Annotated in this window: 26 protein-coding genes; 12 read left to right on the forward strand and 14 right to left on the reverse strand. The window is 65.9% G+C overall.

Features of this window, described 5'->3' with window-relative positions:
• Positions 1 to 27: 27 nt before the first annotated feature.
• Both ACEN2S_RS04000 and ACEN2S_RS04005 read right to left on the reverse strand, forming a co-directional pair.
• Positions 28 to 762 carry a GNAT family N-acetyltransferase gene (locus ACEN2S_RS04000; RefSeq protein ID WP_441862677.1) on the reverse strand — a complete coding sequence of 245 codons (735 nt, stop codon included), beginning with the start codon at positions 760 to 762 and terminating at the stop codon, positions 28 to 30.
• Positions 759 to 1487 (reverse strand): competence/damage-inducible protein A, encoded by a 729-nt coding sequence (locus ACEN2S_RS04005; RefSeq protein WP_441862680.1) that lies wholly within the window; start codon positions 1485 to 1487, stop codon positions 759 to 761. Before ACEN2S_RS04005 ends, ACEN2S_RS04000 begins: the two co-directional genes overlap by 4 nt.
• A 130-nt stretch (positions 1488 to 1617) precedes the next feature.
• Here ACEN2S_RS04005 and map point away from each other — a divergent pair, with 130 nt between their 5' ends.
• Together map and ACEN2S_RS04015 are read left to right on the forward strand one after the other, a co-directional pair.
• Positions 1618 to 2427: a type I methionyl aminopeptidase gene (gene map / locus ACEN2S_RS04010; protein WP_441862682.1), complete on the forward strand. Its 810-nt coding sequence runs from the start codon at positions 1618 to 1620 to the stop codon at positions 2425 to 2427.
• A gap of 110 nt (positions 2428 to 2537) precedes the next feature.
• The gene (locus tag ACEN2S_RS04015) at positions 2538 to 2858 is read left to right on the forward strand and encodes a DMT family transporter (protein ID WP_441862685.1); all 321 of its coding nucleotides are present in this window, start codon (positions 2538 to 2540) and stop codon (positions 2856 to 2858) included.
• A 37-nt stretch (positions 2859 to 2895) separates the two neighbouring features.
• On the opposite strand, the gene ACEN2S_RS04020 is transcribed toward ACEN2S_RS04015, so the two are convergent.
• The 3 genes from ACEN2S_RS04020 to ACEN2S_RS04030 form a co-directional block, all read right to left on the reverse strand.
• Positions 2896 to 3555 (reverse strand): HAD family hydrolase, encoded by a 660-nt coding sequence (locus ACEN2S_RS04020; protein WP_441862688.1) that lies wholly within the window; start codon positions 3553 to 3555, stop codon positions 2896 to 2898.
• 160 nt (positions 3556 to 3715) lie between these two features.
• Positions 3716 to 4303: a 16S rRNA (guanine(966)-N(2))-methyltransferase RsmD gene (gene rsmD / locus ACEN2S_RS04025; RefSeq protein WP_441862691.1), complete on the reverse strand. Its 588-nt coding sequence runs from the start codon at positions 4301 to 4303 to the stop codon at positions 3716 to 3718.
• Entirely contained in the window at positions 4300 to 5526 is a 1227-nt protein-coding gene (locus tag ACEN2S_RS04030; RefSeq protein ID WP_441862693.1) for an NAD(P)/FAD-dependent oxidoreductase, read from the reverse strand. Before ACEN2S_RS04030 ends, rsmD begins: the two co-directional genes overlap by 4 nt.
• 91 nt (positions 5527 to 5617) lie before the next feature.
• Here ACEN2S_RS04030 and ACEN2S_RS04035 point away from each other — a divergent pair, with 91 nt between their 5' ends.
• Complete coding sequence (locus ACEN2S_RS04035; protein ID WP_441862696.1) at positions 5618 to 6106, forward strand: peroxiredoxin; 489 nt, start codon at positions 5618 to 5620, stop codon at positions 6104 to 6106.
• 94 nt (positions 6107 to 6200) lie between these two features.
• Here ACEN2S_RS04035 and ACEN2S_RS04040 read toward each other — a convergent pair whose 3' ends face one another.
• The 6 genes from ACEN2S_RS04040 to smc all read right to left on the reverse strand — a co-directional run bounded on the left by ACEN2S_RS04040 (position 6201) and on the right by smc (position 13359).
• Positions 6201 to 7061, reverse strand: a complete 861-nt coding sequence (locus ACEN2S_RS04040; RefSeq protein ID WP_441862699.1) for a mechanosensitive ion channel family protein — start codon at positions 7059 to 7061, stop codon at positions 6201 to 6203.
• On the reverse strand, positions 7031 to 7339 hold the full coding sequence (locus tag ACEN2S_RS04045) for a 4a-hydroxytetrahydrobiopterin dehydratase (RefSeq protein ID WP_441862702.1): 309 nt from the start codon (positions 7337 to 7339) through the stop codon (positions 7031 to 7033). Before ACEN2S_RS04045 ends, ACEN2S_RS04040 begins: the two co-directional genes overlap by 31 nt.
• Positions 7336 to 8520 (reverse strand): GNAT family N-acetyltransferase, encoded by a 1185-nt coding sequence (locus ACEN2S_RS04050; RefSeq protein WP_441862705.1) that lies wholly within the window; start codon positions 8518 to 8520, stop codon positions 7336 to 7338. The genes ACEN2S_RS04045 and ACEN2S_RS04050 overlap by 4 nt, the downstream gene beginning before the upstream one ends.
• 102 nt (positions 8521 to 8622) lie before the next feature.
• On the reverse strand, positions 8623 to 9399 hold the full coding sequence (locus tag ACEN2S_RS04055) for a glycerophosphodiester phosphodiesterase family protein (protein WP_441862708.1): 777 nt from the start codon (positions 9397 to 9399) through the stop codon (positions 8623 to 8625).
• Positions 9386 to 9847 carry a RidA family protein gene (locus ACEN2S_RS04060; protein ID WP_441862711.1) on the reverse strand — a complete coding sequence of 154 codons (462 nt, stop codon included), beginning with the start codon at positions 9845 to 9847 and terminating at the stop codon, positions 9386 to 9388. The genes ACEN2S_RS04055 and ACEN2S_RS04060 overlap by 14 nt, the downstream gene beginning before the upstream one ends.
• A 53-nt stretch (positions 9848 to 9900) precedes the next feature.
• Positions 9901 to 13359 (reverse strand): chromosome segregation protein SMC, encoded by a 3459-nt coding sequence (smc, locus tag ACEN2S_RS04065; protein WP_441862713.1) that lies wholly within the window; start codon positions 13357 to 13359, stop codon positions 9901 to 9903.
• Between the two features lie 236 nt (positions 13360 to 13595).
• Between smc and ACEN2S_RS04070 the strand changes: the two genes are divergently transcribed.
• Together ACEN2S_RS04070 and ACEN2S_RS04075 are read left to right on the forward strand one after the other, a co-directional pair.
• Complete coding sequence (locus ACEN2S_RS04070) at positions 13596 to 13988, forward strand: CidA/LrgA family protein (protein ID WP_441862716.1); 393 nt, start codon at positions 13596 to 13598, stop codon at positions 13986 to 13988.
• A complete protein-coding gene (locus tag ACEN2S_RS04075) occupies positions 13981 to 14697 on the forward strand; it encodes an LrgB family protein (protein WP_441862719.1) in 717 nt (238 codons plus the stop codon). The genes ACEN2S_RS04070 and ACEN2S_RS04075 overlap by 8 nt, the downstream gene beginning before the upstream one ends.
• Here ACEN2S_RS04075 and ACEN2S_RS04080 read toward each other — a convergent pair.
• Positions 14681 to 16342, reverse strand: coding sequence for a thiamine pyrophosphate-binding protein (locus ACEN2S_RS04080; protein WP_441862722.1), 1662 nt, complete (start codon positions 16340 to 16342; stop codon positions 14681 to 14683). The two genes, ACEN2S_RS04075 and ACEN2S_RS04080, sit on opposite strands and share 17 nt — an antisense overlap.
• An 88-nt stretch (positions 16343 to 16430) precedes the next feature.
• Between ACEN2S_RS04080 and ACEN2S_RS04085 the strand changes: the two genes are divergently transcribed.
• From ACEN2S_RS04085 to ACEN2S_RS04115, 7 genes are all read left to right on the forward strand, one after another.
• Complete coding sequence (locus ACEN2S_RS04085) at positions 16431 to 16985, forward strand: NADPH-dependent FMN reductase (protein ID WP_441862725.1); 555 nt, start codon at positions 16431 to 16433, stop codon at positions 16983 to 16985.
• A gap of 73 nt (positions 16986 to 17058) precedes the next feature.
• Positions 17059 to 17535 (forward strand): SsrA-binding protein SmpB, encoded by a 477-nt coding sequence (gene smpB, locus ACEN2S_RS04090; RefSeq protein WP_441862728.1) that lies wholly within the window; start codon positions 17059 to 17061, stop codon positions 17533 to 17535.
• A 103-nt stretch (positions 17536 to 17638) separates the two neighbouring features.
• Positions 17639 to 18526 (forward strand): 3-mercaptopyruvate sulfurtransferase, encoded by an 888-nt coding sequence (gene sseA / locus ACEN2S_RS04095; RefSeq protein ID WP_441862731.1) that lies wholly within the window; start codon positions 17639 to 17641, stop codon positions 18524 to 18526.
• 64 nt (positions 18527 to 18590) lie between these two features.
• Complete coding sequence (locus tag ACEN2S_RS04100) at positions 18591 to 19772, forward strand: amino acid aminotransferase (protein WP_441862734.1); 1182 nt, start codon at positions 18591 to 18593, stop codon at positions 19770 to 19772.
• 138 nt (positions 19773 to 19910) lie between these two features.
• A complete protein-coding gene (locus ACEN2S_RS04105) occupies positions 19911 to 20393 on the forward strand; it encodes a MarR family winged helix-turn-helix transcriptional regulator (protein ID WP_441862736.1) in 483 nt (160 codons plus the stop codon).
• Positions 20383 to 21471, forward strand: coding sequence for an HlyD family secretion protein (locus tag ACEN2S_RS04110; protein ID WP_441862739.1), 1089 nt, complete (start codon positions 20383 to 20385; stop codon positions 21469 to 21471). Before ACEN2S_RS04105 ends, ACEN2S_RS04110 begins: the two co-directional genes overlap by 11 nt.
• On the forward strand, positions 21468 to 23009 hold the full coding sequence (locus ACEN2S_RS04115) for a DHA2 family efflux MFS transporter permease subunit (protein ID WP_441862742.1): 1542 nt from the start codon (positions 21468 to 21470) through the stop codon (positions 23007 to 23009). Before ACEN2S_RS04110 ends, ACEN2S_RS04115 begins: the two co-directional genes overlap by 4 nt.
• A gap of 99 nt (positions 23010 to 23108) precedes the next feature.
• On the opposite strand, the gene ACEN2S_RS04120 is transcribed toward ACEN2S_RS04115, so the two are convergent.
• Together ACEN2S_RS04120 and ACEN2S_RS04125 are read right to left on the reverse strand one after the other, a co-directional pair.
• Positions 23109 to 24479 (reverse strand): ammonium transporter, encoded by a 1371-nt coding sequence (locus ACEN2S_RS04120; RefSeq protein WP_441862745.1) that lies wholly within the window; start codon positions 24477 to 24479, stop codon positions 23109 to 23111.
• 26 nt (positions 24480 to 24505) lie between these two features.
• The gene (locus ACEN2S_RS04125) at positions 24506 to 24844 is read right to left on the reverse strand and encodes a P-II family nitrogen regulator (protein ID WP_441862748.1); all 339 of its coding nucleotides are present in this window, start codon (positions 24842 to 24844) and stop codon (positions 24506 to 24508) included.
• Positions 24845 to 24928 lie beyond the last annotated feature (84 nt).

The following is a 24928-nucleotide window of genomic DNA, read 5'->3' on the forward strand; positions in this document are numbered from 1 at the left end:
CCCGCCGGGCTGCAAAACCGCGCAGCCTCATGCGAGGTGATCCGGGTGCAGGCGGTAGTGATACTGGCCCATCTTTTGCATGCCGAAACTCTCATAGAGCTTGATCGCGCCGTGATTGGCGCAGGTGACCACGAGGGCCATCGCGCGGGCGCCCTGCGCCTCGGCCCAAAAGCCCGCCTGTTGCAGCATATAGCGTGCCAGCCCCCGGCGGCGCCATTCGGGCAGAACATGCAGGGCATGGATCATCGCCACGCCCGCATGCAGGCCGACATAACCCACCCCGGCCGCACGGTCATCGATGCGCCCCAGCAGCCCGGTTTTGGCGCAGGCGGCGCGGTCCATCACCGCCCGGCGTTCGGGGCCGATGTGACCGTCGAGCCAGATCTCATCCATGATCGCCAGCGGCGGCCAGATGTCGAAGGCGGTCACTGGCGGCACCGGCTCGGCAGTGAACGGCGCCAAGGACCCTTCATAAATGGTCACCGGATCGACGATGACATAGCCACAGGCCTCCAGCTCGGCGTCGAGGCTGTCATCCCCGGCCCGGATCATGAAGAGGGGCGGCTGGCCGAGTGCGCGATGCGCCGCCTCCACCCGCGGCAGATCGGCGGTGTCGAAGGCTGCCGCATCGCGCAGGCTGGCCGCCGAGACGCGTTTGCCGCCGCCCGCGCCCTCGCGCAGGACAAAGCCGCCCACCTCATGCAGCCGTGCGGCCGGCCAGGTGGCGTCAATGACCTCAAAGAGATCGGCGGCGGTGCTCATGCGGTGGCTCCGAACAGGGCATGCAGGCGGGTCATCGCGGCGTCGATGCGGGCGGCATCCTGACCGCGCACCACCAGATTGGTGCCCGGCACTCCGTCTTGCGAATAGGGATAGGAGCCCATCGAGAGATCGGGATATTCCGCCGCCAGCGCGCCCAGCGGCGCTGCAACGACGCCCTCGGGCATCTGCACACGCAGCGACTGGCTCAGCAGCGGCGCGCCGCCGGTCAGCGTGGGCAACACCGAGGCGACCATCGCCTGAAACACATTCGGTACACCGGCCATCACATGGCAGTTGCCGATGGTGAAACCCGGGGCCACCGAAACCGGATTGTCGATCAGCGTCGCGCCATCGGGGATGCGGGCCATGCGCTGGCGTGCCTCGTTGAACTCCACCCCCCGGGCGGCGTAATGCGCGGCCAGCAGGGCGCGGGCGTCATCGCGCACCGAGATCGGCGCGCCAAAGGCATCGGCCACCGCATCGGCGGTGATGTCATCATGCGTCGGCCCGATCCCGCCCGAGGTGAACAGATGGTCATGCGCGCCCGAGAGCGCCTGCACCGCGCCGCGGATCGTGGCATGATCGTCGCCGACCACCCGGATTTCCTGCAGGTCGATGCCAATGCGGGTCAGCTCGCCCGCCAGATACCAGGCGTTCCCCTCGCGCGTGCGGCCCGACAGGATCTCATCGCCGATGATCAGAATGGCGGCACGGGGGTTTGACATGCGGGGTTTCTCCGGCAGAAAGAGGACTGTTGTGGCAAGGTATAGGGCTGCCCTGCGGCCCGGGAAAGCCCGGCACTGGCCAAAGCGCCGATTTGTGACTATCTAATCGGCCAAAAGCAGGAGAGCGCCCGTGGACGATACCCGTGGCCGTCTGACGAAAGACGGCATCCGCATTTACGAACAGGCCGATTTCGAGGGCATGCAGGCCGCTGGCCATCTGGCGGCGCGCATCCTGGACGAGGTGGCGGTGCTGGTGGAACCCGGCGTCACCACCGAGGCGCTGGATGATTTCATCACCCGTCGGGTGGTTGAGCTGGGCTCGGTCTCGGCCACCATCGGTTATCGCGGGTACAAACATGCCTCCTGCATCTCGGTCAACCATGTGGTCTGCCACGGCATTCCGGGGCCGAAACTGCTGAAAGACGGCGATATTCTGAACATCGACGTCACGGTCATCCTGGATGGCTGGTACGGCGACACCAGCCGGATGTATGTGGCGGGGAACCTCAGCCGCAAGGCCGAGCGTCTGTTGCAGGTCACCCATGACAGTCTGATGCTGGGGATTGAGGCGGTGCGGCCGGGCGCGACCTTTGGCGACATCGGCCATGCGATCCAGAGCTATGTCGAGGGCCAGCGGATGAGCGTGGTGCGCGATTTCTGTGGCCATGGTCTCGGCCGGGTGTTCCACGCGCCGCCGAATGTGCTGCATTACGGCCGCCCCGGCAAAGGTGCCGTGCTGGAAGAGGGCATGTTCTTCACCATCGAGCCGATGGTCAATCTGGGCCGCCCCGAGACGAAAGTGCTGGCCGATGACTGGACCGCGGTCACCCGCGACAAATCGCTGTCGGCGCAGTTTGAGCATTCGATTGGCGTCACCGCAGATGGCTGCGAGATTTTCACCCTCTCGCCCGCAGGCCGCTTTCACCCCACCTGGGGCTGAACCCGGCACCAAGCGTTCGGGCCAGCCTCTGGCCTGATCCACCCGGCCCCGGGACGACCCGGGATATCCGCTGATTTCCGGGGACGACCCCAGTTTGACAGGAGGGCCGCATGGCTTGGTTCTGGCTGGTACTTGCCGGCATTTTTGAAGTGGTCTGGGCCTATGGCCTGAAACATGCCGATGGATTCTCGCGCCTCTGGCCGAGCCTTGGCATCATCGTGGCGATGATCATCAGCGTCGTGCTGCTGGAACTGGCGCTGCGCAGCCTGCCGCTCGGCACGGCCTATGCGATCTGGACCGGGATCGGCATTCTGGGGACCACCGCCCTCGGCATCGCCTTTATGGGCGAACCTGCGGGGCTGTTGCGCCTGCTCTGTATCGGGCTGATCGTGGCGGGGGTGATCGGGCTGAAGCTGATCACGCCGGAATAGGGCAACCCGACCCAGAGCTTGGCAGAACCGGGGCTGTTCAGCGCAGGCCGATCAGCCCCGGAAATTCTGCCATCTTGTGAAAAACGTGGACGCCGGTTTCGGCGAGCCGCGCGCCATCGTCATGCTCGGCAAAGCCATAGCCCTGCATCCCCGCCCGCACGGCGGCCTGACAGCCGGGCACGGAATCGTCGATCACCGCGCAGACGGCGGGATCAACGCCCAGAAACTTCGCCGCATGCAGGAACAGGCCCGGGTCGGGTTTCGGGCAGCCGAGAGTCTGGCCCGAGAAAAGCCGCCCCTCCAGCCGCCGCATCAGCAGCGGATGCTGGCCCAGCGTCACCTGCATCTTGTGGTCTGACCCGTTGGAGCCCACCGCATAGGGAATGCCCGCCGCGTCCAGCGCCTCGACCACTTCCATCACACCGTCGATCAGATCTATCCCCTGCGCGAGGCGTTGATAGAGGCGTTCGTAAAAGTCCGCGACCCAATCGTCGGGCAAGGCCGCGCCCAGACGGCGGGCGGTTTCCCAGACGTTTTTCATCGTGCCGCCGAGGAAGGTCAGTTCCAGCTCGGCGCGGGGCATCACCAGCCCGTAAGAGGCCAGATCCTCGGAAATCAAATCAAACGAGGCGGTTTCGCTGTCCACCAGCACCCCGTCACAGTCGAAGATCACGGCAGCGATGCGGGGCGGGGTCATGGGGCACTCCAGATGGTGGCGGTACCATGGGGGTTATCGCGTCCGGTCCCCGGGGGCAAGGCGCTGGGGCGGGGGGCAGGTAATCAGCCGCGCCCCGGCCCGTGGCCCGGCCGTGCTCGGCGCCCCAGCATTGCTGAGCGGCTGAGCCTTGCTCTCCGACTCAGGCGGGCATCCGGCACAGGGTGACCACCGTGCTGCCATAGCGGCGCTGGTCGATCTGCACCAAGGGGGCGGGCACCTGCGGCGGGGCACTTTCCTCCCAGACCACCATCGCACCGGGGGTCAGCCAGCCCTCGGCAATCGCATGGGTCAGGGCGCGCTCGCCCAGGCCTTTGCCATAGGGCGGATCGAGAAAGACCACATCAAAGGCGGCCGCGGCCCGCGCCTCGGCGTTTGCGCCGGGGTTCGGACCCAGTTTGGTCGCATCTTTGCGCCAGATCTCGGTCCTGTCTGCCGCCCGCATCTTCTCGACATTGGCTTTGATCAGCGCCCGCGCCGGGGCGCCATCCTCGACAAAAACCACCTGCGCCGCGCCGCGCGACAGCGCCTCAAGCCCCAGCGCGCCGGTGCCTGCAAACAGGTCGAGCACCCGCGCGCCGGGCAGTGGATTGCCATGCGTGCCGTTGATCAGCAGGTTGAAGATCGATTCGCGCACGCGGTCGGTGGTGGGGCGCAAATGCGCGGCCAGATCCCCCTCACCAACCTCGGCGAGTTTCAGGCCACGGGCGGAGCCGCCGATGATCCTCATGCTTTCAACAGCGCTTTGAGGTCGGTGGCGGGATCGGCAATTGCTATCGGGTCCGGGCTGCGGCCCGCCTCGATCAGCCGCTTGCCTACCATATAGGCGCGGGAATCGTTCAGCGCGTCCACCGCCAGCAGCCGCTCGCCCGCGTAATACCAGAAGGATTGCCCCACATCGCTGATCCGGGTGACGATGCGGTCATAGCCGGTGTTCAGCCCGGCGATCTGCAGCTTTTCATCGAATTGATCTGACCAGAACCAGGGTTTCGGCACATAGGCGATCCCGGCCCCGAGCATGTTGTCGGCCACGAGTTCCGCCATGTCGATGGCATTGCCCACCGATTCCAGCCGCAGACGCCCCGTTCCAGAGGGGCCGGCTCCATAGGGGAACGAGGCGCAATCGCCCGCCGCCCAGACCGCCGGGGCCGAGGTCTGCCCATAAGCGTCCACCGCAATCCCGTTCTCGCAGGCCAGCCCTGCGGCTTCGGCAAGATCGGTGTCGGGGGTGACGCCGATGCCGGTGATCACGATGTCGGCGGCAATCTCCGCGCCCCCCGCCAGCCTGACAGCGGTGACATGGTTGCTGCCCACCAGCGCCTCGATCCCGACGCCTTCCAGAATCCGCACCCGGTGCGCATCATGCATCTCACGGATCGCCTGTGCCGTTTCGGGGCTGGCAACCCGGCCCAGAATGCGCGGCGCGGCCTCGATCACCGTGACCATCATCCCAAGTTTGCTGGCGACCGAGGCCGCCTCCAGCCCGATATAGCCGCCGCCGATCACCACCATCGCCGCCCCGGCGCGGCACAGCGGCTTCAGCCCGTCGATATCGGCCAGATTGCGCACGGTGAACACGCCGTCCAGATCGCCACCCATCGCGGCGGGCAGGCGGCGGGGCGTGGCGCCGGTGGTCAGGGCCAGCTGCTCATAGCCCAGCACCTCATCGCCCAGCGTCACCGTCCTGGCCGCGGGGTCGATGGCGGTGACCCGTTGGCCGAGCCGCAGAGTGATCTTCTGCTCGGCCCAGAAGTCATCGCTGCGCAGCAACAGCCGGTCGAGCGGCATGTCGCCCAGCAGATAGGCCTTGGACAAAGGCGGGCGCTGATAGGGGGCCAGCGGCTCGGCGCCGATGATGGTGATGGCGCCCGCATGGCCCTTGCTGCGCAGCCGGGCCGCGAGAGAGGCGGCCGCCTGACCCGCACCGATGATCACGATGCCTGCGTTTTCCATTTCGCCCCCCTAAATCCGTTCCGCGCCTTGCCGTTGCGCGCGGAGCCTATATCTTCCCCCCCAAGGAACGCAACGCGACAGGGAGAATGACATGTCGATTTCCGAAGGCTCGAAATTGCCGGGTGCCAGCCTGCTGAAGATCGGGGCGAATGGTCCCGAAGCCGTTGACCTGGAAGCGACCCTCGCGGGCCGCAAAGTGGTGATTTTCGCCGTGCCGGGCGCCTTTACCGGCACCTGCACCACCGCCCATGTGCCGAGCTTTATCCGCACCAAGGGCAAGTTCGATGACAAGGGCGTGGACGAGGTGATCTGCCTCTCGGTCAACGATCCTTTTGTCATGAAAGCATGGGGCGAAAGCACCGGCGCGACCGAGGCGGGCATCACCATGCTGGCCGATGCCGAGGGCGCATTTACCGCCGCGATCGGCATGGATTTCTCGGCGCCGCCCGCCGGTCTTATCGGCCGTTCGGCCCGCTATGCGATGCTGGTGGAAGATGGCGAAGTGAAGGTTCTGCACCGCGAAGAAAGCCCCGGCACCTGCGAAATTTCGGGCGGCGAAGCGCTGCTCGCGGCGATCTGACCGCCCCGCAGACAGGGAAAAGGGCGCCTCTCGGGGCGCCCTTTTTCGTGACGAGATTTCATCAAATTGCCACGCGTCGGCCGTTTGGGGGCGCTCAGTTCGTGCGCAGCCCGGCGGGCGGCTCGGTCTTGCCGCCGTCGTAGATGACGGTTTGCGTCGGGAAGGGAATGCCAACGCCCGCCTCGTCAAAGGCATCCTTGATCGCGCGGTTCAGGTCGCATTTCAGCGCCCACCAATCGCTGCGGGCCGACCAGACGCGGAACACGAAATTGACCGAGCTGTCGCCCAGTTCCTTGACCTTGATGAAGGGCTCCGGATCGGCCAGCACGCGCGGATCGGAGGCGGCAATACCCGCCAGCACCTCTTCGGCGCGCTTGAGATCGCTGTCATAAGAGACGCCAATGGTCAGATCGACCAGACGGGTGGCATTGGCCGAGTAATTCTTGATCGACGAGGACCAGATGTCGGAATTCGGGATGATCAGCTGCAGCCCGTCATAGCTGCGCAATTCGGTGTAAAAGAGCGAGATTTCCACCACGGTCCCGGCCTCGGACCCCGCCTCGATGTAATCCCCCACCCGGAAAGGGCGGAACAGGATCAGCATCACCCCGGAGGCGAGGTTGGACAGGGTGCCCTGCAACGCCAGACCAATCGCCAGACCCGCCGCCCCGATCAACGCCACCAGCGAGGTGGTCTGAATCCCGAAGCGCCCGAGCACAAAGATCGCCGCCATGGCGAGGATCAGATAGCGCACCAGATTGCCCAGAAACCCGAACAGCGTTGCGTCCAGCCGGGGATAGCTTTTCGACAATGCCTCGATCCGGCGCTTGACCCAGCCTGCGATGGCCAGTGCCAGGATCAGGATGACGATGGCATAGACGACGTTCAGCGCCAGCGCGATGGCCAGCGTCACCCGTTCTTCGGTCAGCCAGCCTGTGAATGCGGAAAGGTCCATGAAATCGTCTCCATCTTATCTGCCAGTTTCAGGTCAAGTTCGGTCAGGCCGCCTGCGTCATGTGTGGTCAGGGTGACCCAGACCTGCGCATAGGAATTGCGCCAATCGGGGTGGTGGTTCCATTTTTCGGCGAAAAACGCCGATTGGGTCATAAAGCTGAACGCGGTGGTGAAATCCGCGAACTGCCAATGCCGGGTCATGCCATGGGCATTCGGTGTCAGCGCCCAGCCCTTGGCGAGCAGGTTCGAGAGCCGTGTGTCGTTGAGCGAAATCTTCATTTCATCTCCTCCTCGGTCGATTTGCGGAACGGGCCATAGGCGGTGAGCGCTTCCATCTCGTCGTCCATGGCCCGCATTTCATGGTCGAGATAATCGGCAACGGCGCGGCGAAAGCCGGGATGCGCGATCCAGTGCAACGAGTGGATCGGGCTCGGCAGATAGCCGCGCGCCAGTTTATGCTCGCCCTGCGCGCCCGCCTCGACCCGTTTCAGGCCCTGCGCCAACGCCCAGTCGATGGCCTGATGATAGCAGAGTTCGAAATGCAGCGAGGGGTGATCTTCGACGCAGCCCCAATAGCGGCCAAAGAGCGTTTCGCGCCCGATCAGGTTCAGCGCCCCTGCCACCGGACGCCCGTCGCGCTCGGCCAGCACCAAGAGGCAATCCTCAGAGAGCGTTTGCGCGGCAATGTCGAAAAAGGCGCGGGTCAGATAGGGCTGGCCCCATTTGCGCGCGCCGGTGTCCTGATAAAAATGCCAGAACGCATCCCAATGTTCGGGCAGGATCTCGGCCCCGGTCAATTGCCGGATCGTGCCGCCAAAGCCCTGCGCCTGTGCGCGTTCCTTGCGCAGGGCCTTGCGCTTGCGCGACGACAGGGCGGCGAGGAAATCGTCATAGCTGCGGTAGCCGCGGTTCTCCCAATGGAACTGCTGGGTGACGCGGTGCAGATAATCGCTGGCCTCACCGCTGGGCAGCTCATCCTCGGTGCAAAAGGTCACATGCACCGAGGAGAGCCCGGCCTGATCCGCCAGCTGTGCCATCCCCTGCAGCAGGGCGGCCCGCCCCTCGCTCTCATGCCCGGGGCGGCACAGGAGACGCCGCCCGGTGACCGGCGAAAACGGCACCGCGCATTGCAGTTTCGGGTAGTAGCGCCCGCCCGCCCGCTCCAGCGCATCGGCCCAGCCGTGGTCAAAGATGTATTCGCCCTGGCTGTGTGTTTTCAGATACAGCGGCGCCACGGCGATGATCTGGCCGCCACGCCGCGCCACCATCGGATGCGGTGCCCAGCCGGTGCCGGGGCCGACGGAACCCGAGGCCTCCAGCGCGTGCAAAAACCGGTGGGTGGTGAAAGGGTCAAAGGGCCTGCCGCCATCGGCGCATTCGGGGGCGGCGCAGGCGTCCCAGTCTTCGGCCGTGATCTCGTCCAGCGACGACAGCACTGTGATTTCCACCGCATCCTGCATTGGCTCACTTTCCTGTCTGTCGCCCTTGCCCCCTGTCAGGGTGGGGCAAAAGCGCGCGATTTCAAGGGGCAAGCCCGCGACTTGCCCTGCAGTGGCAGGGTTTCAGGCCGGATGTGCCGCCAGATAGCCCTCAAAGGTGATGTTCTCGGCAACCGTCCGCGCCTGTGCCTCCGCCTCCGCCGAGCGGATCGTCCAGCACAGGATACGCGCCCCTGCCGCCTTCAGCTCTGCCACCCGTGGCCGCGCCAGATCGGCTGCATCATGCGAGATGAACGAGGCACCAACGCGGTCATAATCCGCGATCTCCGCCAGATGCGCGCGGATCGCCGGATCGGTGATCGGCCATTCGTTCGAGACAAAGGCCTCGGTGGTCAGGCCGCGCGGAATCTCGGGCGCGAGCTCCGCCAATGCCGCCACCGAGTGCGGGTTGAAACTCATCAGCGCCACCGGGCCCTGATAGCCCTTCAGCGCCTCGGTCGCCGCCGCCTCCAGCGCGCCAACCTTGGGGCCGAGCGCGCCATCCTGATCCTTGATCTCGACCAGAAGCGGCACCTGACCCGCGACAATCTCCAGCACCTCGGCGAAGGTCGGGATGCCTTCATCGCCACCGATCAGCCGCAGCATCCGCAGTTTGGCGGCGGGCAGATCGGTGATGCGCCCGGCGGTGCCGGTCAGCCGCATCAGCTCTTCGTCGTGGAACACCATCGGCACGCCATCGGCCGAGGGTTGCAGGTCAATCTCGATGCCATAGCCCGCGGCGATGGCGGCGCGGATCGCGGCGCGGCTGTTTTCGGGGCGGCCTTCGGCGCGGTTGTGCAGGGCGCGATGGGCGATGGGCAGGCGGCAAAAGTCGGCAGGAAGCATGTCAGGACACCTCAAATATCGCGTCGATTTCGACGGCGGCCCCCCGGGGCAGGATGGGGGCGGCAACCGCCGTGCGGGCATGGCGCCCGCGCTGGCCGAACACTGCCACCATCAGATCGGAAGCGCCATTGATCACCTGCGGAATCTGGGTGAATTCCGGGGTGGAAGTGACAAATCCTGTCAGTTTCACCAGCCTTTGCACGCGATCAAGGTCGCCTGCCAGTGCCGCGTGCAGTTGCGCAAGGATGGCGAGCGCCGAGGCCCGCGCGGCCACGATCCCTGCCGCCAGATCCATATCCGCCCCGAGCCGCCCGGTGATCACCCCCTCGGCGGTCTGACTGACCTGCCCCGAGATGTAGAGGTGATGACCGCTCTGGACATAGGGCAGGTAATTGGCCGAAGGCGCAGGTGCCGGCGGTAAAATCAACCCCAATTCGGCGATCTTCGCGGCGAAGCCGGCCATCTCCATAATCCTTATTCTGAAGTTACTGAATTTTCTGCTTTTGCGGAAAAATATTACGCCACAAGGGCTGTCGCCTTCTTCAGGTCGACGCTGACCAGCTGGCTGACACCCTGTTCCGCCATTGTCACCCCGAACAGCCGGTCCATCCGGCTCATCGTCACCGCATGGTGGGTGATGATCAGGAAACGGGTATCCGTGCGCCGCGTCATCTCATCCAGGAGGTCGCAGAAGCGGGTGACATTGGCGTCATCCAGCGGCGCGTCCACCTCGTCCAGCACGCAGATCGGCGCCGGATTGGCGAGGAAGACCGCAAAGATCAGCGCCAGAGCCGTCAATGTCTGCTCACCGCCGGAGAGCAGGCTTAGCGTCGAGAGTTTCTTGCCCGGCGGCTGGCACATGATCTCAAGCCCCGCGTCCAGCGGATCGTCGCTTTCCACCAGCACAAGGTTCGCTTCGCCGCCGTTGAAGAGATGGGTGAAGAGGGTACGGAAGCTCTCGTTCACCTGTTCAAAGGCGGTCAAGAGCCGCTCACGCCCCTCGCGGTTCAGGCTGGCGATGCCAGAGCGCAGGGTGGCGATGGCGGCCTCCAGATCGGATTTCTCCTTCACCAGCGCATCATGCTCGGTCTGCACTTCGCGCGCATCTTCCTCGGCGCGCAGGTTCACCGCGCCCAGGGCCTCGCGCTGGCGTTTCAGCCGCGCCACGTCGATTTCCAGCTCCTCAATCCCCGGCATCGCCTCGGGATCGGCGGCGAGCGTGTCGAGCAAAGCGGGGGGCGTGGTCTCGGTTTCCTCAAAGATCCGCTCGGCGGCAAAGGTCAGCGCCTCACGCGTGGCCTCGGCACGGGCTTCGGCGCGGGCGCGGGCCTCGCGCGCTTCGCCGGCCAGACGCTCGGCCTCGCGCTCGGCCTCCTGCGCGGCGCGAAGGGCGGATTCGGCGGCATGCAATGCCTCGGCGGCCTCGCCGCGGCGGGCCTCGGCGGCCTCAATGGCCTCGCTCAGCTCTTCGCGCTTGATGGCGAGGTCTTCGGGAACCTCGCGCGCCTCGGCCAGCGCCTCCTCGGCCTCGGCCCGCCGCTCGGCCAGCTCGGCGCTGCGCTTCTCGGCGGTCTCCAGCCGGTGCCGCCAGCCCGAGATTTCCTTGGTGATCTCTTGCTTGCGGCGCAGGCGGGCGTCGCCCTCGCGGCGGATCTCGTCATGGCCCGCCCGACGGGTGATCATTGTCATCCGCGCGGCTTCCACCGTCAGCTTGATCCGTTCCACCTGACCGCGCGCGGCGTCGAGATCGTCGAGGTCTTCAAGGCCCGCTTCCGCCTCTTCCAGCCGGATCTGCGCCTCTTCCGCCTCGTCGCGGTAGCGGGCCACGGCGCGCTCTGCGGCCTCCAGCTTGCCGCCCGCGATCGAGCGGTCGGCCTCGGCACGGCTGAGCGCGCGGCCGGTTTCCGCCACCCGGTGGTCTGCCTCGCGCCGGGCAGCCCGCGCCGCTTGATCGGCATGGCCCGCCTCGGCCAGCGCGCGGGTCAGCACCTCATGCGCCTGTTGCGCCCCGGCGGCGCGGGCAGCGATCTCTTCGAGGTCGCGTTTCAGTTCCACCAGACGGTTCAGCTGCCGCAAGCGCAAGGCGGCGGCGGAGGGGGCATCCTCGGCCCCAGCGCGGAACCCATCCCAGCGCCAGAGGTCGCCCTCCAGCGTCACCAGCCGCTGACCGGGGCCGAGGGCCGCTTGCAGGGCCGCCCCGGTGGCGCGGTCGGGCACGAGGCCGATCTGCGCCAGACGCCGGTCGAGCACGGCGGGCGCGCCCACATGCGGCGCGAGCGGCGCGGCCCCCGCAGGCAGCGGCGCGGTGTCGTCATAATCGGGCAAAGCGCTCCAGCCCGAGGCGGCGCTGGCATCCACCTCCGGCGCGCGCAGATCATCGGCCAGGGCCGCACCCAGTGCCGCCTCATAGCCCGGCTCCACCGTCAGATGATCGAGGAGTTGCTTGCCGCTCGCGGCCTCGCGCTCGACCAGACGCGCAAGGGCGGCCACTTCGGCGCGGAGCGCCCCGGCCTCGCCTTCGGCTTCCGAGCGCATGGCGCGGGCATCGGATTCGCGGCCCTGAATCTCGGCGCGGGCCTCTTCGGCGGCCAAAAGCGCGGCCTCGGCCTCTTCGGCATCCGCCTGCGCCTCGGCCAGCGCCTCTTCGGCGGCGGCATGGTCTTCGGCGGCGCGGGATTGTGCGGCGGCGGCCTCGCGGGCGGCATCCTGCGCACGCTGCGCCTCGGTCTCGGTTTTTTGCAGGCTCGCGCGGCTGTCGGTGACCAGACGTTGCACCGATTGGTGCCGCGCGGCGAGGCGGGCGACATCCTCGGTTTGCTGGCTCAGGTCTTCTTCGCGCGCGGCCAGCACCTCGGCGGATTCATGCGCCATCGCGGCCGCCTCGGCCAGCCGCGCCTCATGCCCCTCGGTCGCCTTCAGGATCTGGCCCATTTCCCAGTCGAGCTGGGTGATCGTTTCGCCCGCATCCTTGTTCAGCCCCGCCTCGCGCTCCATGTCGCGGATGAGCTGGGTGATGCGGCCCTGCAGCGTCTCGATCAGCTGTTGCGCCCGCGCCTCCTGATCGCCGAGCGCGTCACGCTGCAGCGTCAGCCGTTGCAGGATCGCCCCGGCAATCGCTTCCTCCTCGCGGAGGGGCGGGAGCGCAGCCTCATGTCCGTCGCGTGCCTGAGTGGCGAAACGCGCGGCACCCTCGGCCATCGCCGCCTGCCGGGCGCGGTCGGTCAGCGCGGCTTCGGCTTCGGCGCGGGCCAGATCCGCCTCGCGCCAACGGCGATAGAGCAGCATGCCCTCGGCGCGCCGCAGATCCACGCCAATCTCGCGGTAGCGCGCTGCCTGCCGCGCCTGCCGGGCCAAAGTGCCGATCTGCCCCGCCAGCTGCTCGACCACATCCGCCACCCGGACAAGGTTCTGCTCGGCGCCGTTCAGCTTCAGCTCGGCCTCGTGCCGCCGCTGGTAAAGGCCGGAGATCCCCGCCGCCTCTTCCAGAATCCGCCGCCGCGCCTTGGGGCGCGCGTTGATCAGTTCCGAAATCTGCCCCTGCCGCACCAGTGCGGGCGAATGCGCGCCGGTAGAGGCATCGGCGAAGAGCATCTGCACATCGCGGGCGCGCACATCCTTGGTGTTGACCTTATAGGCCGAGCCCGCATCGCGGGTGATCCGCCGCACGATCTCGACGGTGTCCTGATCATTGAAGCCCGAGGGGGCCAGCCGTTCGGAATTGTCGATGGAGAGCGAGACTTCGGCGAAATGCCGGGCACCACGGGTGGCCGCGCCGGCAAAGATCACATCTTCCATGCCGCCGCCGCGCATGGCCGAGGGGCGGTTTTCGCCCATCACCCAGCGCATCGCCTCCAGGAGGTTCGACTTGCCGCAGCCATTCGGGCCCACCACGCCGGTCAGCCCGTCGTGGATCACCAGATCGGTGGGGTCCACGAAGCTTTTGAAACCGTTGAGGCGCAGGCGGGTGAAGCGCAAGGCGGGGTCCTTTGGGCCGGGGGGCGGCAGGTGGGGCGTGCGGGCCGGGCGGGGCCGGGTTGGCCCTGATACAGGGCGCGAGTTTTTCGTGCAATGGGGGCCGCTGTCAATCCGGCGCGGGCGGGCGGCGATCCGCAGCGCTTGGACCCAGAACGCAAGGCTGCCTTGCAGCGGTGGGGGCTATCACGCGGCGGCCCTGCGGCCTAGTTTGGCGCAAAAGCGGTCAGGAGGTGATGATGATCCCCGCATTGGTGACATTGCTCGGGTTTCAGCTGGCGGGAGAGGTGATCAGCCGGGCGCTGGCGCTGCCCTTGCCCGGCCCGGTACTCGGCATGCTGGGCCTCGTCGCGGCCTTTGGCCTGTTTCCGCGTCTGGTGGATCTGGTGCGGCCCACGGCGCAGGGGCTATTGGCCAATCTCTCGCTTCTGTTCGTGCCCGCCGGGGTGGGTGTGGTGGCGCATCTGCATGAGCTGGAGGTGAACGCTTTGGCCATCGGGCTGGCGCTCGTGGTTTCGACCCCGCTCGCCATTGTGGTGGGGGCGCTGGTTTTCACCGGCGTCGCGCGGTTGACCGAGGGGCGGGCGGTGCCCGCCGAAGATCCGGCCTTTGCGGAGGTGGAAGATGAGTGATCCGGCGCTGATCTGGAGCTATCTGACGCAGGGGCCGCTGTTGTGGCTGACCGCGACGCTTCTGGCCTATTGGCTGGGCGACATCGGTTTTCGCCGCTCGGGCCGCAAGCCCTGGATGAACCCGGTGATGCTGGCGGTGATTATTCTGGCGCTGGTGCTGGCGGGTACGGGCACGCCCTATCAAACCTATTTCGAGGGGGCGCAGTTCGTGCATTTCATGCTGGGGCCCGCGACGGTGGCGCTGGCCGTGCCGCTCTGGCTGAACCTTGGCCATGTGCGGCGCGCGGCGCTGCCGATGATTGCGGCACTGGTGGCGGGCTCGTTCACCGCTGTCTTCTCCGCGCTGCTCATTGCCTGGGCGCTGGGGGCGGATGCGGGCATCCTCGCCTCGCTCGCGCCGAAATCCGCGACGGCACCGGTGGCGATCGGAATTTCCGAGCGGCTGGGCGGCGCGCCGACGCTGACGGCGGCGCTGGTGCTGCTGACCGGCATGATCGGCGCGATCACCGTCACGCCGATGCTGAACGCGCTGGGGCTGAAGGACTGGCGCGCGCGCGGCTTTGCCACCGGCGTTGCCGCGCATGGCATTGGCACCGCGCGCGCCTTTCAGGTGCATGAGACCGCCGGTGCCTTTGCCGGGATCGGCATGGGGCTGAACGCGGTCTTGACCGCGTTCCTCGCCCCTTGGGTGCTCAGCTTTTTCCTGTAGCGGCCAGCCCTATCGCCCGCGTCTCGCTCAGTGTCAGCGCGGTCGAGAGCGCCTCGGGGTCAAGCACCAGCTCGATCACCGCGAAGCGACCTGAGGCTTCGGCGGCGGCGAAAGCCGGGGCGAGATCGGCCATCTCGCGCACCGTGGCGCCAAAGCCGCCATAGGCCTGCGCCAGCGCCGCGAAATCGGGGTTGGCGAGGTCGGTGCCGGAAACGCGGGCAGGGTAATGCTTTTCCTGATGCATGCGGATGGTGCCATAGCGGCCATTATTCGCCACCAGCACGATCACCGCCGCCCCGTGTTGCGCCGCCGTCGACAGCTCGTTCACCGTCATTTGCAGACAGCCATCCCCCGCAAGGCAGATGGCTTGCCGCTCGGGAAATTGCAGCTTCGCGGCAATCGCGGCGGGCAGGCCATAGCCCATGCTGCCCGAGGTGGGCGCGGCCTGCGTCGCATAGGTTTTGTAGCGGAAATAGCGGTGCAGGAAGGCGGCGTAATTGCCCGCGCCATTGGTCAGCACCGCATCCTCGCGCAGATTGTGGCTGAGCCAGAGGATCACCTCCTCCATCTTCACCGCGCCCGGCGTGGGTTTCGGCTGCTGCCAGGCCTCGTAATCGGCGCGGGCGGCGGTCACTTCGACCTCCCAGCGGCGCGGGGCGGGGGTGGCGGCCAGCGCGGCGATCACCGCGCGCGGATCGGCGGCGATGGCGAGGTCGGGGCGGTAGACATGGCCCAGCTCATCGGCACCGGGATGCACATGCAGGATGGTTTTGCCCGGAGCGGCGGGGTCGATCAGCGTATAGCCCAGCGTCATCGAATCCGAGATGCGCGCGCCCAGCACCAGCAGGCAATCGCAGTCCTTCAGCCGGGCGCCCAGTTTCGGGTTCATGCCGATGCCGAGATCGCCCACGTAATGCGGATGCCGGTTGTCGACATGCCCCTGACGGCGGAAAGACACCGCGACGGGCAGGCCCCAGTTTTCGGCGAACCGTGCCAGATCCGCCGCCGCCTCTGCCGACCAGACCGAGCCTCCGGCCACCACCAGCGGGCGTTCGGCGCGGGCGAGCGCTTCGGTGATCGCGGTAATATCGCTCGGGCTGACCGAGGCGGGACGGGCGGGGGCGGGCGGCAGATCGGGCGTGTCGGCGCGGGCCGAGAGCATATCTTCCGGCAGCGCCAGCACCACCGGACCCGGGCGGCCCGAGGTGGCGATCTGAAAGGCGCGGGCGAGATATTCCGGCAGCCGCTCGGTGCTGTCGATCTCGGCCACCCATTTCGCAAGCGGGCCGAACATCGCGCGGTAATCCACCTCCTGAAAGGCCTGCCGGTCGCGGTGGCCGCGGTCGATCTGACCGATGAACAGGATCATCGGCGTGCTGTCCTGATGCGCGATATGGACGCCCGCGCTGGCGTTGCAGGCACCGGGGCCGCGGGTGACAAAAGCAATGCCGGGTTTGCCGGTCAGCTTGCCGGTAGCCTCGGCCATCATCGCCGCCCCGCCTTCGTGGCGGCAGACGATATTGTCGATGCCGCTGTCATACAGCGCGTCAAGCGCGGCCAGAAAACTTTCGCCCGGGACCGAGAACACCCGCTCGACCCCCTGTGCTTTCAGGGCCGCAACCAGAATTTCTCCACCATGTCGCATCTTTTCCTCCCGCTCTCGCGTTGCGAGAGTGGCGCGGAGGCGTGGCGGGGGCAAGCCTGTTGCCCGGATGATTTGGAATGAGGTTTGAATGCCAGAACATGAACTAGCGAAACATAAGCTTCTCGGGATCTGTGGCGCATTGCGGGCCGACTCCTCCAACCGCATGCTGATGCGCGAAGCGGCGCGGCTGTTTGCCCCCGCCGATTTCACCGAGGCCGACCTGCGGCTGCCGCTCTATGATGGCGATCTTGAGGCGGAGGGGATTCCGGAAGTGGTGACCCGTCTGGCCGATCAGGTGCGCGGGGCCGATGCGATCATCATCTCGACGCCGGAATACAACAAGGCCCCGCCGGGGGTGCTGAAAAACGCGCTCGACTGGATCAGCCGGGTGCCGGGGGCGGCCTTCGCGGGCAAGCCGGTGGCGATCATGTCCTCGGCGGCGGGAAGGGCCGGCGGCGAGCGCAGCCAGTATGTCCTGCGCTGGATGCTGACCCCGTTCAATGCCCGCGTGCTGACCGCGCCGGAGATCCTGATCCCGGGGGCCAACAAGGCCTTTGATGCGGCGGGCAAACTGCACGATGAGAAGAGCGTCGAGCTTTTGCAGAAGCTGATGGACGCGTTGCGGGCCGAAATACGCGCCTGAACGCGGTCAATGCTACCGCCTGCGGCCCGCGCATCTGGACAGCGGGCCGCCGGGCCACTATCTCGGGGCGATCATGAACAAGAAACACGATCCCAATTCCAAGACCATCGCCGAGAACCGCCGGGCGCGATTCGATTATGCCATCGAGAGCGATCTCGAGGCGGGGATCATGCTGAACGGCTCTGAGGTGAAATCGCTCCGGGTCGGGCAGTCGAACATTGCCGAGAGCTATGCCAGCATCGAGAGCGGCGAGTTGTGGCTGATCAACAGCTATATCGCGCCGTATTTTCAGGCCGGTGTCTTTGGCCATGAAGAACGGCGGCGGCGCAAGCTGCTGGTCTCGAAGAAAGAGCTGTCGCGGCTCTGGCAGGCGGTCGGGCGCGAGGGGATGACCATCGTGCCGATGGTGATGTATTTCAACGACCGCGGCCGGGTGAAGATCAAGCTCGGCGTCGCCAAGGGCAAAAAGGCCGCCGACAAGCGCGCGACCGAAGCGAAACGCGACTGGGACCGCGACCGCCAGCGGCTGTTGAAGCAAAACAACCGCTGAGGCGGGCGCTAACACGGAAATCGTGAGTGAATTCCTGCCCGGTTGCGCTTGCGTGGCCGGGGGCCTCTTTGTATGCACGGGGAGGCACAGGCGGGAGGCGCAGATGGCTCAGGACAGCTCGAAAACCGATGGCGCGAAGGCAGATGACCCGCGGGTGCTGGTCTCGACAGACTGGCTCGCGGCGCATGCCAAGGACCCGGATCTGCGGGTGATCGACGCCTCCTGGTATCTGCCCGACATGGGGCGCGATGCCATCGCCGAATATGACGCCGGGCATATTCCGGGCGCGCGCTTCTTCGATATTGACGAGATTTCGGACCAACGCTCGGAACTGCCGCATATGGCGCCGCCGGTCGAGAAATTCATCAGCCGGATGCGGGCGATGGGTGTGGGCGATGGTCATCAGGTGGTGATCTATGACGGCCACGGCATTTTCTCGGCGCCGCGCGTCTGGTGGACGTTCAAGCTGATGGGCAAGATGGATGTGGCCGTGCTGGACGGGGGCTTGCCGAAATGGCGCGCCGAGGGCCGCCCGGTCGAGGACATGCCCCCCGTCATCCGCGACCGTCACATGACCGTGCAGCGGCAGGCGCATCTGGTGAAGGATGTGACGCAGGTGGCGCATGCTTCCAAGCTTGGCGATTGGGACATCGTCGACGCCCGCGCCGCCAACCGCTACCGCGGCGAGGCGGCCGAGCCGCGCCCGGGTCTGCGCGCGGGGCATATTCCCGGCTCGAAAAACCTGCCGCACCGCGATCTGATCACGCCGGAGGGCACCTTGCTGCCGCCAGAGGCGTTGCGCGCGAAATTCGAGGCGGCAGGGGTGGATCTGGCCAAGCCGGTCATCACCACCTGTGGCTCGGGCGTTTCCGCCGCCATTCTCAGCCTCGCGCTGGAGCGGATCGGCCACCGCAACCATTCGCTCTATGACGGGTCATGGGCGGAATGGGGCATGTATAACGATCTGCGTGTTGCCACCGCCAAGCCCTGAGGGCTTGTCCGATTTTAACCCCCAGCCGCGGCGCGGGCCGCGGCTTTTCTGCAGGTGATCTCAGATGTTCAACACCCTCAAACCGCAGGCGCCGGACAAAATTCTGGCGCTGATGGGCCAGTTCAAAGCCGATCCGCGCCCGACGAAAATCGACCTCGGCGTCGGCGTCTACAAGGATGCGACCGGCCTGACCCCGGTGATGCGGGCGATCAAGGCGGCGGAAAAGCAGCTTTGGGAAACCGAGACCACCAAGACCTATACCGCACTGGCGGGCGAGCCTGCCTATCACGCCGCCATGGCGGAAATGGTACTGGGTGCCGACTATCCGAAGGACCGTTTGTCGGCTCTGGCCACGGTGGGGGGCACCGGCGCCTGCCGTCAGGGGTTTGAACTGGCGCGCATGGCCAATCCGGGCTGCACGATCTGGGTCTCGGACCCGACCTGGCCGAACCATCTGTCGATCCTGTCCTTCATGAAACAGGACTACAAACTCTACCGCTATTTCGACAATGCCAGCCGTTCGGTCAGCTTTGATGCGATGATCGAGGATCTGGGCGCGGTGAAACCGGGCGATGTGGTCTTGCTGCACGGCTGCTGCCACAACCCGACCGGCGCCAATCTGACGCTGGAGCAATGGGGTGTGGTCGCCGATCTGCTGGAGGCCAAGGGCGCGATCCCGATGATCGACCTCGCCTATCAGGGCTTTGGCGACGGGCTGGACGAAGATGCGGCGGGCACCCGGCTGATCGCATCGCGTCTGCCGGAAGTGATGATCGCGGCCTCCTGCTCGAAGAACTTCGGGATCTACCGCGAGCGGACCGGCATTCTGATGGTGCTGACCGATGCCGCGACGCGCGATGTCACGCAGGGCACGCTCGCCTATCTCAACCGTCAGAACTACTCCTTTGCGCCCGATCACGGCGCGCGTCTGGTGACGATGGTGCTGACCGATCCGGCGCTGCGCGCGGAGTGGATGGCCGAGCTGGAAGAGGTGCGTCTGGGCATGCTGGGCCTGCGCGAGGCACTGGCCGCCGAGCTGCGCCAGCTGTCGAACTCCGACCGGTTTGACTTTGTCGCCAAGCACCGCGGCATGTTCTCGCGCCTGGGGGCCACGCCCGAGCAGGTGGAAACCATGCGGGTGGACAATGCCATCTACATGGTCGGCGACTCGCGTTTGAACATCGCCGGGCTGAACAGCGAGACGGTGCCGATTCTGGCGAAAGCGATCATCGCTTCGGGGGCCTGATCCGCGTCCAGACCTCTGACGGGCTGAAATTAAAATACGAAATGAAAGGCCCGGAGGTTTCTCCGGGCTTTTCCATTTTGAACTCCGGGGTTCAGATCGGGCTTGATTTGCTAAGCCTGCTTATATTATACGGCGCTTATGAAAAACAACGCTCCCGACAGTCTTGGCCTGCTGCTCCATGATGCAAGCCGCCTGATCCGCCGCCGGTTTGAGGCCGCTGCGGCTGATCTCGGCCTCTCATCGGCGCAATGGCGCCTGTTGGTGCAACTGGCAAAAATCGGGCGGGCCACACAGGCGCGTCTGGCCGAAAGGCTGGAGATCGAGCCGATTTCCGTGTCGCGTCTGGTGGACCGGATGCAGGAATCGGGCTGGGTCACGCGCGAGCCCGATCCGCAGGACCGCCGCGCCAAGGTGATCGTGCCGACCGAGAAGGCTTTGGCGCTGTACACCGATCTGCGCGGCCGCGCCGAGGGGGTCTATGAACAGGCCCAGACCGGCATCCCCGCCGAGGAACGCGCCGTCCTGATGCGGGTGCTGAAGACCATCATCGCGAATTTGGCGTCGGACGACGAGACCGGCTGCCTCCCTCCTTGTGTGAATGAGACCGAACATGACCGCTGAAACCGTCGCCCCCGCCGCCACCCCCAAGAAGAAGTCCCGCAAATGGCTGATGCTGTCGCTGCCGCTCGCGCTGTTAATCGGCGGCGGGTATTTCTGGCTGACCGGCGGGCGCTATGAAGAGACCGACAATGCCAATCTGCGGCAGGCGCGGATCTCGGTCGCGTCGGAAATCGCGGGCCGGGTGACGGCGGTCGAATTCTCGGACAACGAGCATGTGCACAAGGGCGAAGTCCTGTTCACCGTTGATGCCGAGCCCTTCCGGCTGGCACTGGCGCAGGCCGATGCTGCGCTGGCGCAGGCGCGGATGGGGATAGCGGAGCTGAAGGCCGCCTATGCCGTGGCCGTGGCGCAGGAAAAAGCCGCAGCCGATACCGCCGCCTATGAGGCCTCCGAGCTGGAGCGGCAGGTCTCGCTGACCGGCAAGGGGGTGTCGAGCACCTCCACGCTGGATGAGGCGCGCCATACCGCTTCGGCGGCGGAGGAGGCGCTGAGCACCGCGCATCAGAATGTGCAGGCGGCGCTGGCGGCTCTGGGCGGTGCGCCCGACATCAAGCCCGAGGACCATCCGAGCGTGATTGCGGCGCAGGTGGCGCGCGATCAGGCGGCCTATGATCTGGGCCTGACCACGGTGCGCGCCCCGGCGGATGGGGTGGTCTATCAGGCGGCCTCGTTCAAACCGGGGCAATATGTGACGGTAGGCACCGCGCTTTTCGCGCTGGTCGAGACCGGCGATTCCTGGGTGGAGGCGAATTTCAAGGAAACCCAGCTGGAGGACCTGCTGCCGGGGCAACAGGCCGAAGTTACCTTTGACGTCTTTCCGGGCCGCCGCTTTGACGCGGTGATCGAGGCGATCGGGGCCGGAACCGGGGCGGAGTTTTCGGTGCTGCCCGCGCAAAACGCCACCGGCAACTGGGTGAAGGTGACCCAGCGGATCCCGGTGCGGCTGCGGCTGGACGGCGCGCCGGAGGCGATGGCCGATCTGCGCTCGGGCATGTCGGCGACGGTGACCGTGGACACGCACCGGCAGACGAAACTCGCGGCGCTGATCTCGGATGTGACTGAGGTGGCCGGGAAATGAGCGGCGCGGTCGCAACCGCGGCCGCCGACAGCGATGATTTCCCGCACCGCGGGCTGATCACGCTGTCAGTGATGCTGGCCACGATCATGCAGGTGCTCGACACCACCATCGCCAATGTGGCGCTGCCGTCGATGCGGGCCGATCTTGGCGCCTCGCAGGACACGATCAACTGGGTGCTCACCTCCTATATCGTGGCAGCCGCCATTGTGACGCCGATGACCGGCTGGCTCTCGGACCGGTTCGGGCGCAAGCAGGTGTTTCTGGTCTCGGTCGCGGGTTTTGTGCTGACCTCGATGGCCTGCGGCGTTGCCTGGAGCCTCGAGACGATGGTGCTTTTCCGCATGCTGCAGGGGTTTTTCGGCGCGGCCATCGTGCCCTTGTCGCAGACCTTCCTGCTCGACATCAACCCGAAGGAAAAGCACGGCTCGGCCATGGCGATGTGGGGTGCGGGGATCATGGTCGGCCCGATCATCGGCCCCACCTTGGGCGGTTGGCTGACCGAAACGATGAACTGGCGCTGGGTGTTCTTCATCAACCTGCCGGTGGGGATTCTGGCCTTTCTGGGCTGCTCGGCCTATCTGCCCGCCATCCAGAAGCGTCTGCGGGCTTTTGACTTCTTTGGCTTTTTCATGCTGGCTTTGGGCGTGGGCGCGATGCAGCTGATGCTGGACCGGGGGGCCGAGGTCGATTGGTTCAATTCGGTCGAGATCTGGATCGAACTGGCGCTGTCGATCACCGGCTTTTGGGTGTTTGGCGTGCACATCGCAGGGGCAGAGAAGCCCTTTATCGACCCCGGCATCTTCGCGGACCGCAATTTCGTCACCGGGCTTGTCTTCATCTTCGTCATCGGGATCATCCTGTTGGCCAGCCTTGCGCTGTTGCCGCCGATGCTCTCGGGGATCTTTGGCTATCCGGTGATCACCACCGGCATCGTCATGGCGCCGCGCGGAGTGGGGACGATGATCTCGATGCTGATCGTGGGCAAATTGGTGCGGATGGTTGATGCCCGGATTCTGGTGGTGGGAGGGCTGATCCTGACCGCTTGGTCGCTGGAGATCATGACCGGATTCTCACCGCAGATGGATGCGCGGCTGATCATCCTCAGCGGGGTCATTCAGGGGCTGGGGCTGGGGCTGGTGTTCGTGCCGCTCTCGACCATCGCTTTCGCGACTTTGGCGCCGGTCTATCGCGCGGATGCCACCTCGCTCTTCAGCCTGGTGCGCAACATCGGCTCTTCCATCGGCATTTCGGTGGTGTCGCTGATGCTGGTGCGGAATGTGCAGATCAACCATGCCGAACTGGCCGGGCAACTCACCCCGTTCAACCCCAATCTGGGGCAGGTGCTCAACGCGGCCAGCCCCTTGGCCAGCTACAAGAACCTCGATTCTCTGGTCAATGCGCAGGCGCTGATGATTTCCTATGTCGATGATTTCAAGCTGATGATGCTGGTGACCCTGGCGGCGATGCCCCTCGTGTTCTTCCTGCGCGGCCCCAAGGCGGCGACAAGCGCCCCTGCCGAGGCCATTCACATGGAGTGACGCCCCTGCGGGCGACGATGGCCCCGGACCGCAGGCCCGTGACATGAAAAAGGCCCGGAGCGATGCTCCGGGCCTTTTCCGTGCTGCCGATCGGCAGGATCAGTTGTGGTAGGCGCTTTCGCCATGCGACGCGAGGTCGAGGCCGCGGCGCTCGGTTTCCACGTCCACCCGCAGGCCGGTGATGGCCTTGGTGATGTAGAGCAGGATCAGCGAGCCGATGCCGCTCCAGACGATGGTGATCGCCACGGCTTTGATCTGCACGATTACCTGTGCGCCCATGCTACCGGCAAATGCTTCGTAACCTACGCCACCGAAGCTCGGCGAGGTCAAAATGCCGGTCCCAATCGCGCCGATAATGCCGCCCACGCCGTGAACGCCGAACACATCGAGGCTGTCGTCATAGCCGAATTTGTTTTTCACGACCGAGACGAAGAAGTAACAGACCGCCGAGGCGACTGCGCCCAAAGCAATTGCGCCAACAGGACCGATGGTGCCGCAAGCCGGGGTGATGGCCACCAGGCCAGCAACCATGCCCGAAGCGGCGCCCAGACCCGAGGCCTTGCCGCGGAAGATCCCTTCGATCAGGCACCAGGCCAGGATCGCGCCAGCGGTGGCGACAAAGGTGTTGATCATCGCGAGGGTCGCACCAGCGTTTGATTCCAGGTTGGAACCGGCGTTGAAGCCGAACCAGCCAACCCACAGCATCGCCGCGCCGACCATGGTCAGGGTCATCGAATGCGGTGCCATCATGTCTTTGCCGAAGCCGACGCGCGGCCCGATCACAATCGAGGCCACCAGAGCGGCGATACCGGCGTTGATGTGCACCACGGTGCCGCCTGCAAAGTCGATGGCGCCCATGTTGAAGATCACGCCTGCGCCGTCCCAGACCATATGGGCCACCGGGAAGTAGACGAAGGTCACCCAGAGGGCCGAGAACAGCAGCACGGCCGAGAATTTGATGCGCTCAGCAAAGGCACCGATGAACAGCGCCGGGGTGATGGCCGCAAAGGTCATCTGGAAGGCGATGAACACATATTCCGGAATCGCCACGCCGTCAGAGAAGGTCGCCGCAAGGCTGTCGGTGGTGACGCCCGCCAGGAACAGTTTGCCCAGGCCGCCCCAGAAGGGCGAGGTGCCGCCGCCGAAAGCGAAGGAATAGCCGTAGACCACCCAGATCACCATGACCATCGCACCGATCACGGTACATTGCATGAGGATCGACAGCATGTTCTTGGTGCGCACGAGGCCGCCGTAGAACAGCGCCAGGCCCGGGATCAGCATGAAGAGCACGAGCAGCGACGAGGTCATCATCCATGCCACGTCGCCCTTGTCGACCGTCGGCGCCGCGACTTCGGCCACCGCTGCGGCTGCATCGGTCGCGGCGGTTGCCGCGTCCTGCGCCAGCGCCGGAACGGCGGCAGCAAGCGCCGCGAGCGCGGACAGACTTGCAAGTTTCGTCAGATTTTTCATTGGTTCACTTCCCCTCACCCGAAGCGTCACAGCGCGTCGTCGTTGATTTCGCCCGTGCGCACGCGAACCGCCTGGTCCACGTCCATCACGAAAATCTTGCCGTCGCCGATCTTGTCGGTCTTGGCGGTTTTCTGAATCGTCTCGACAACGGTCTCGGCCAGTGCGTCGGCCACGACGATTTCCAGTTTGACCTTCGGCACGAAATTGACCGCGTATTCTGCGCCACGGTAAATTTCGGTGTGCCCCGATTGCGAGCCGAAGCCCTTGATCTCGGTCACCATCATGCCGCGCACGCCGATGGTGGTGAGCGCTTCGCGCACCTCCTCGAGCTTGAACGGCTTGATTGCTGCAATGATGAGTTTCACGACTTGTCCCTTCCTCTGGCAGCGCGCCCTGACCGTGGCCCGGGGCTGTCTACCCGGCCAATTGGCCCGTTTCACAGGGCTGTG

The organism is Phaeovulum sp. W22_SRMD_FR3 (assembly GCF_052113705.1).
Classification (GTDB): Bacteria; Pseudomonadota; Alphaproteobacteria; order Rhodobacterales; family Rhodobacteraceae; genus JBGQOG01.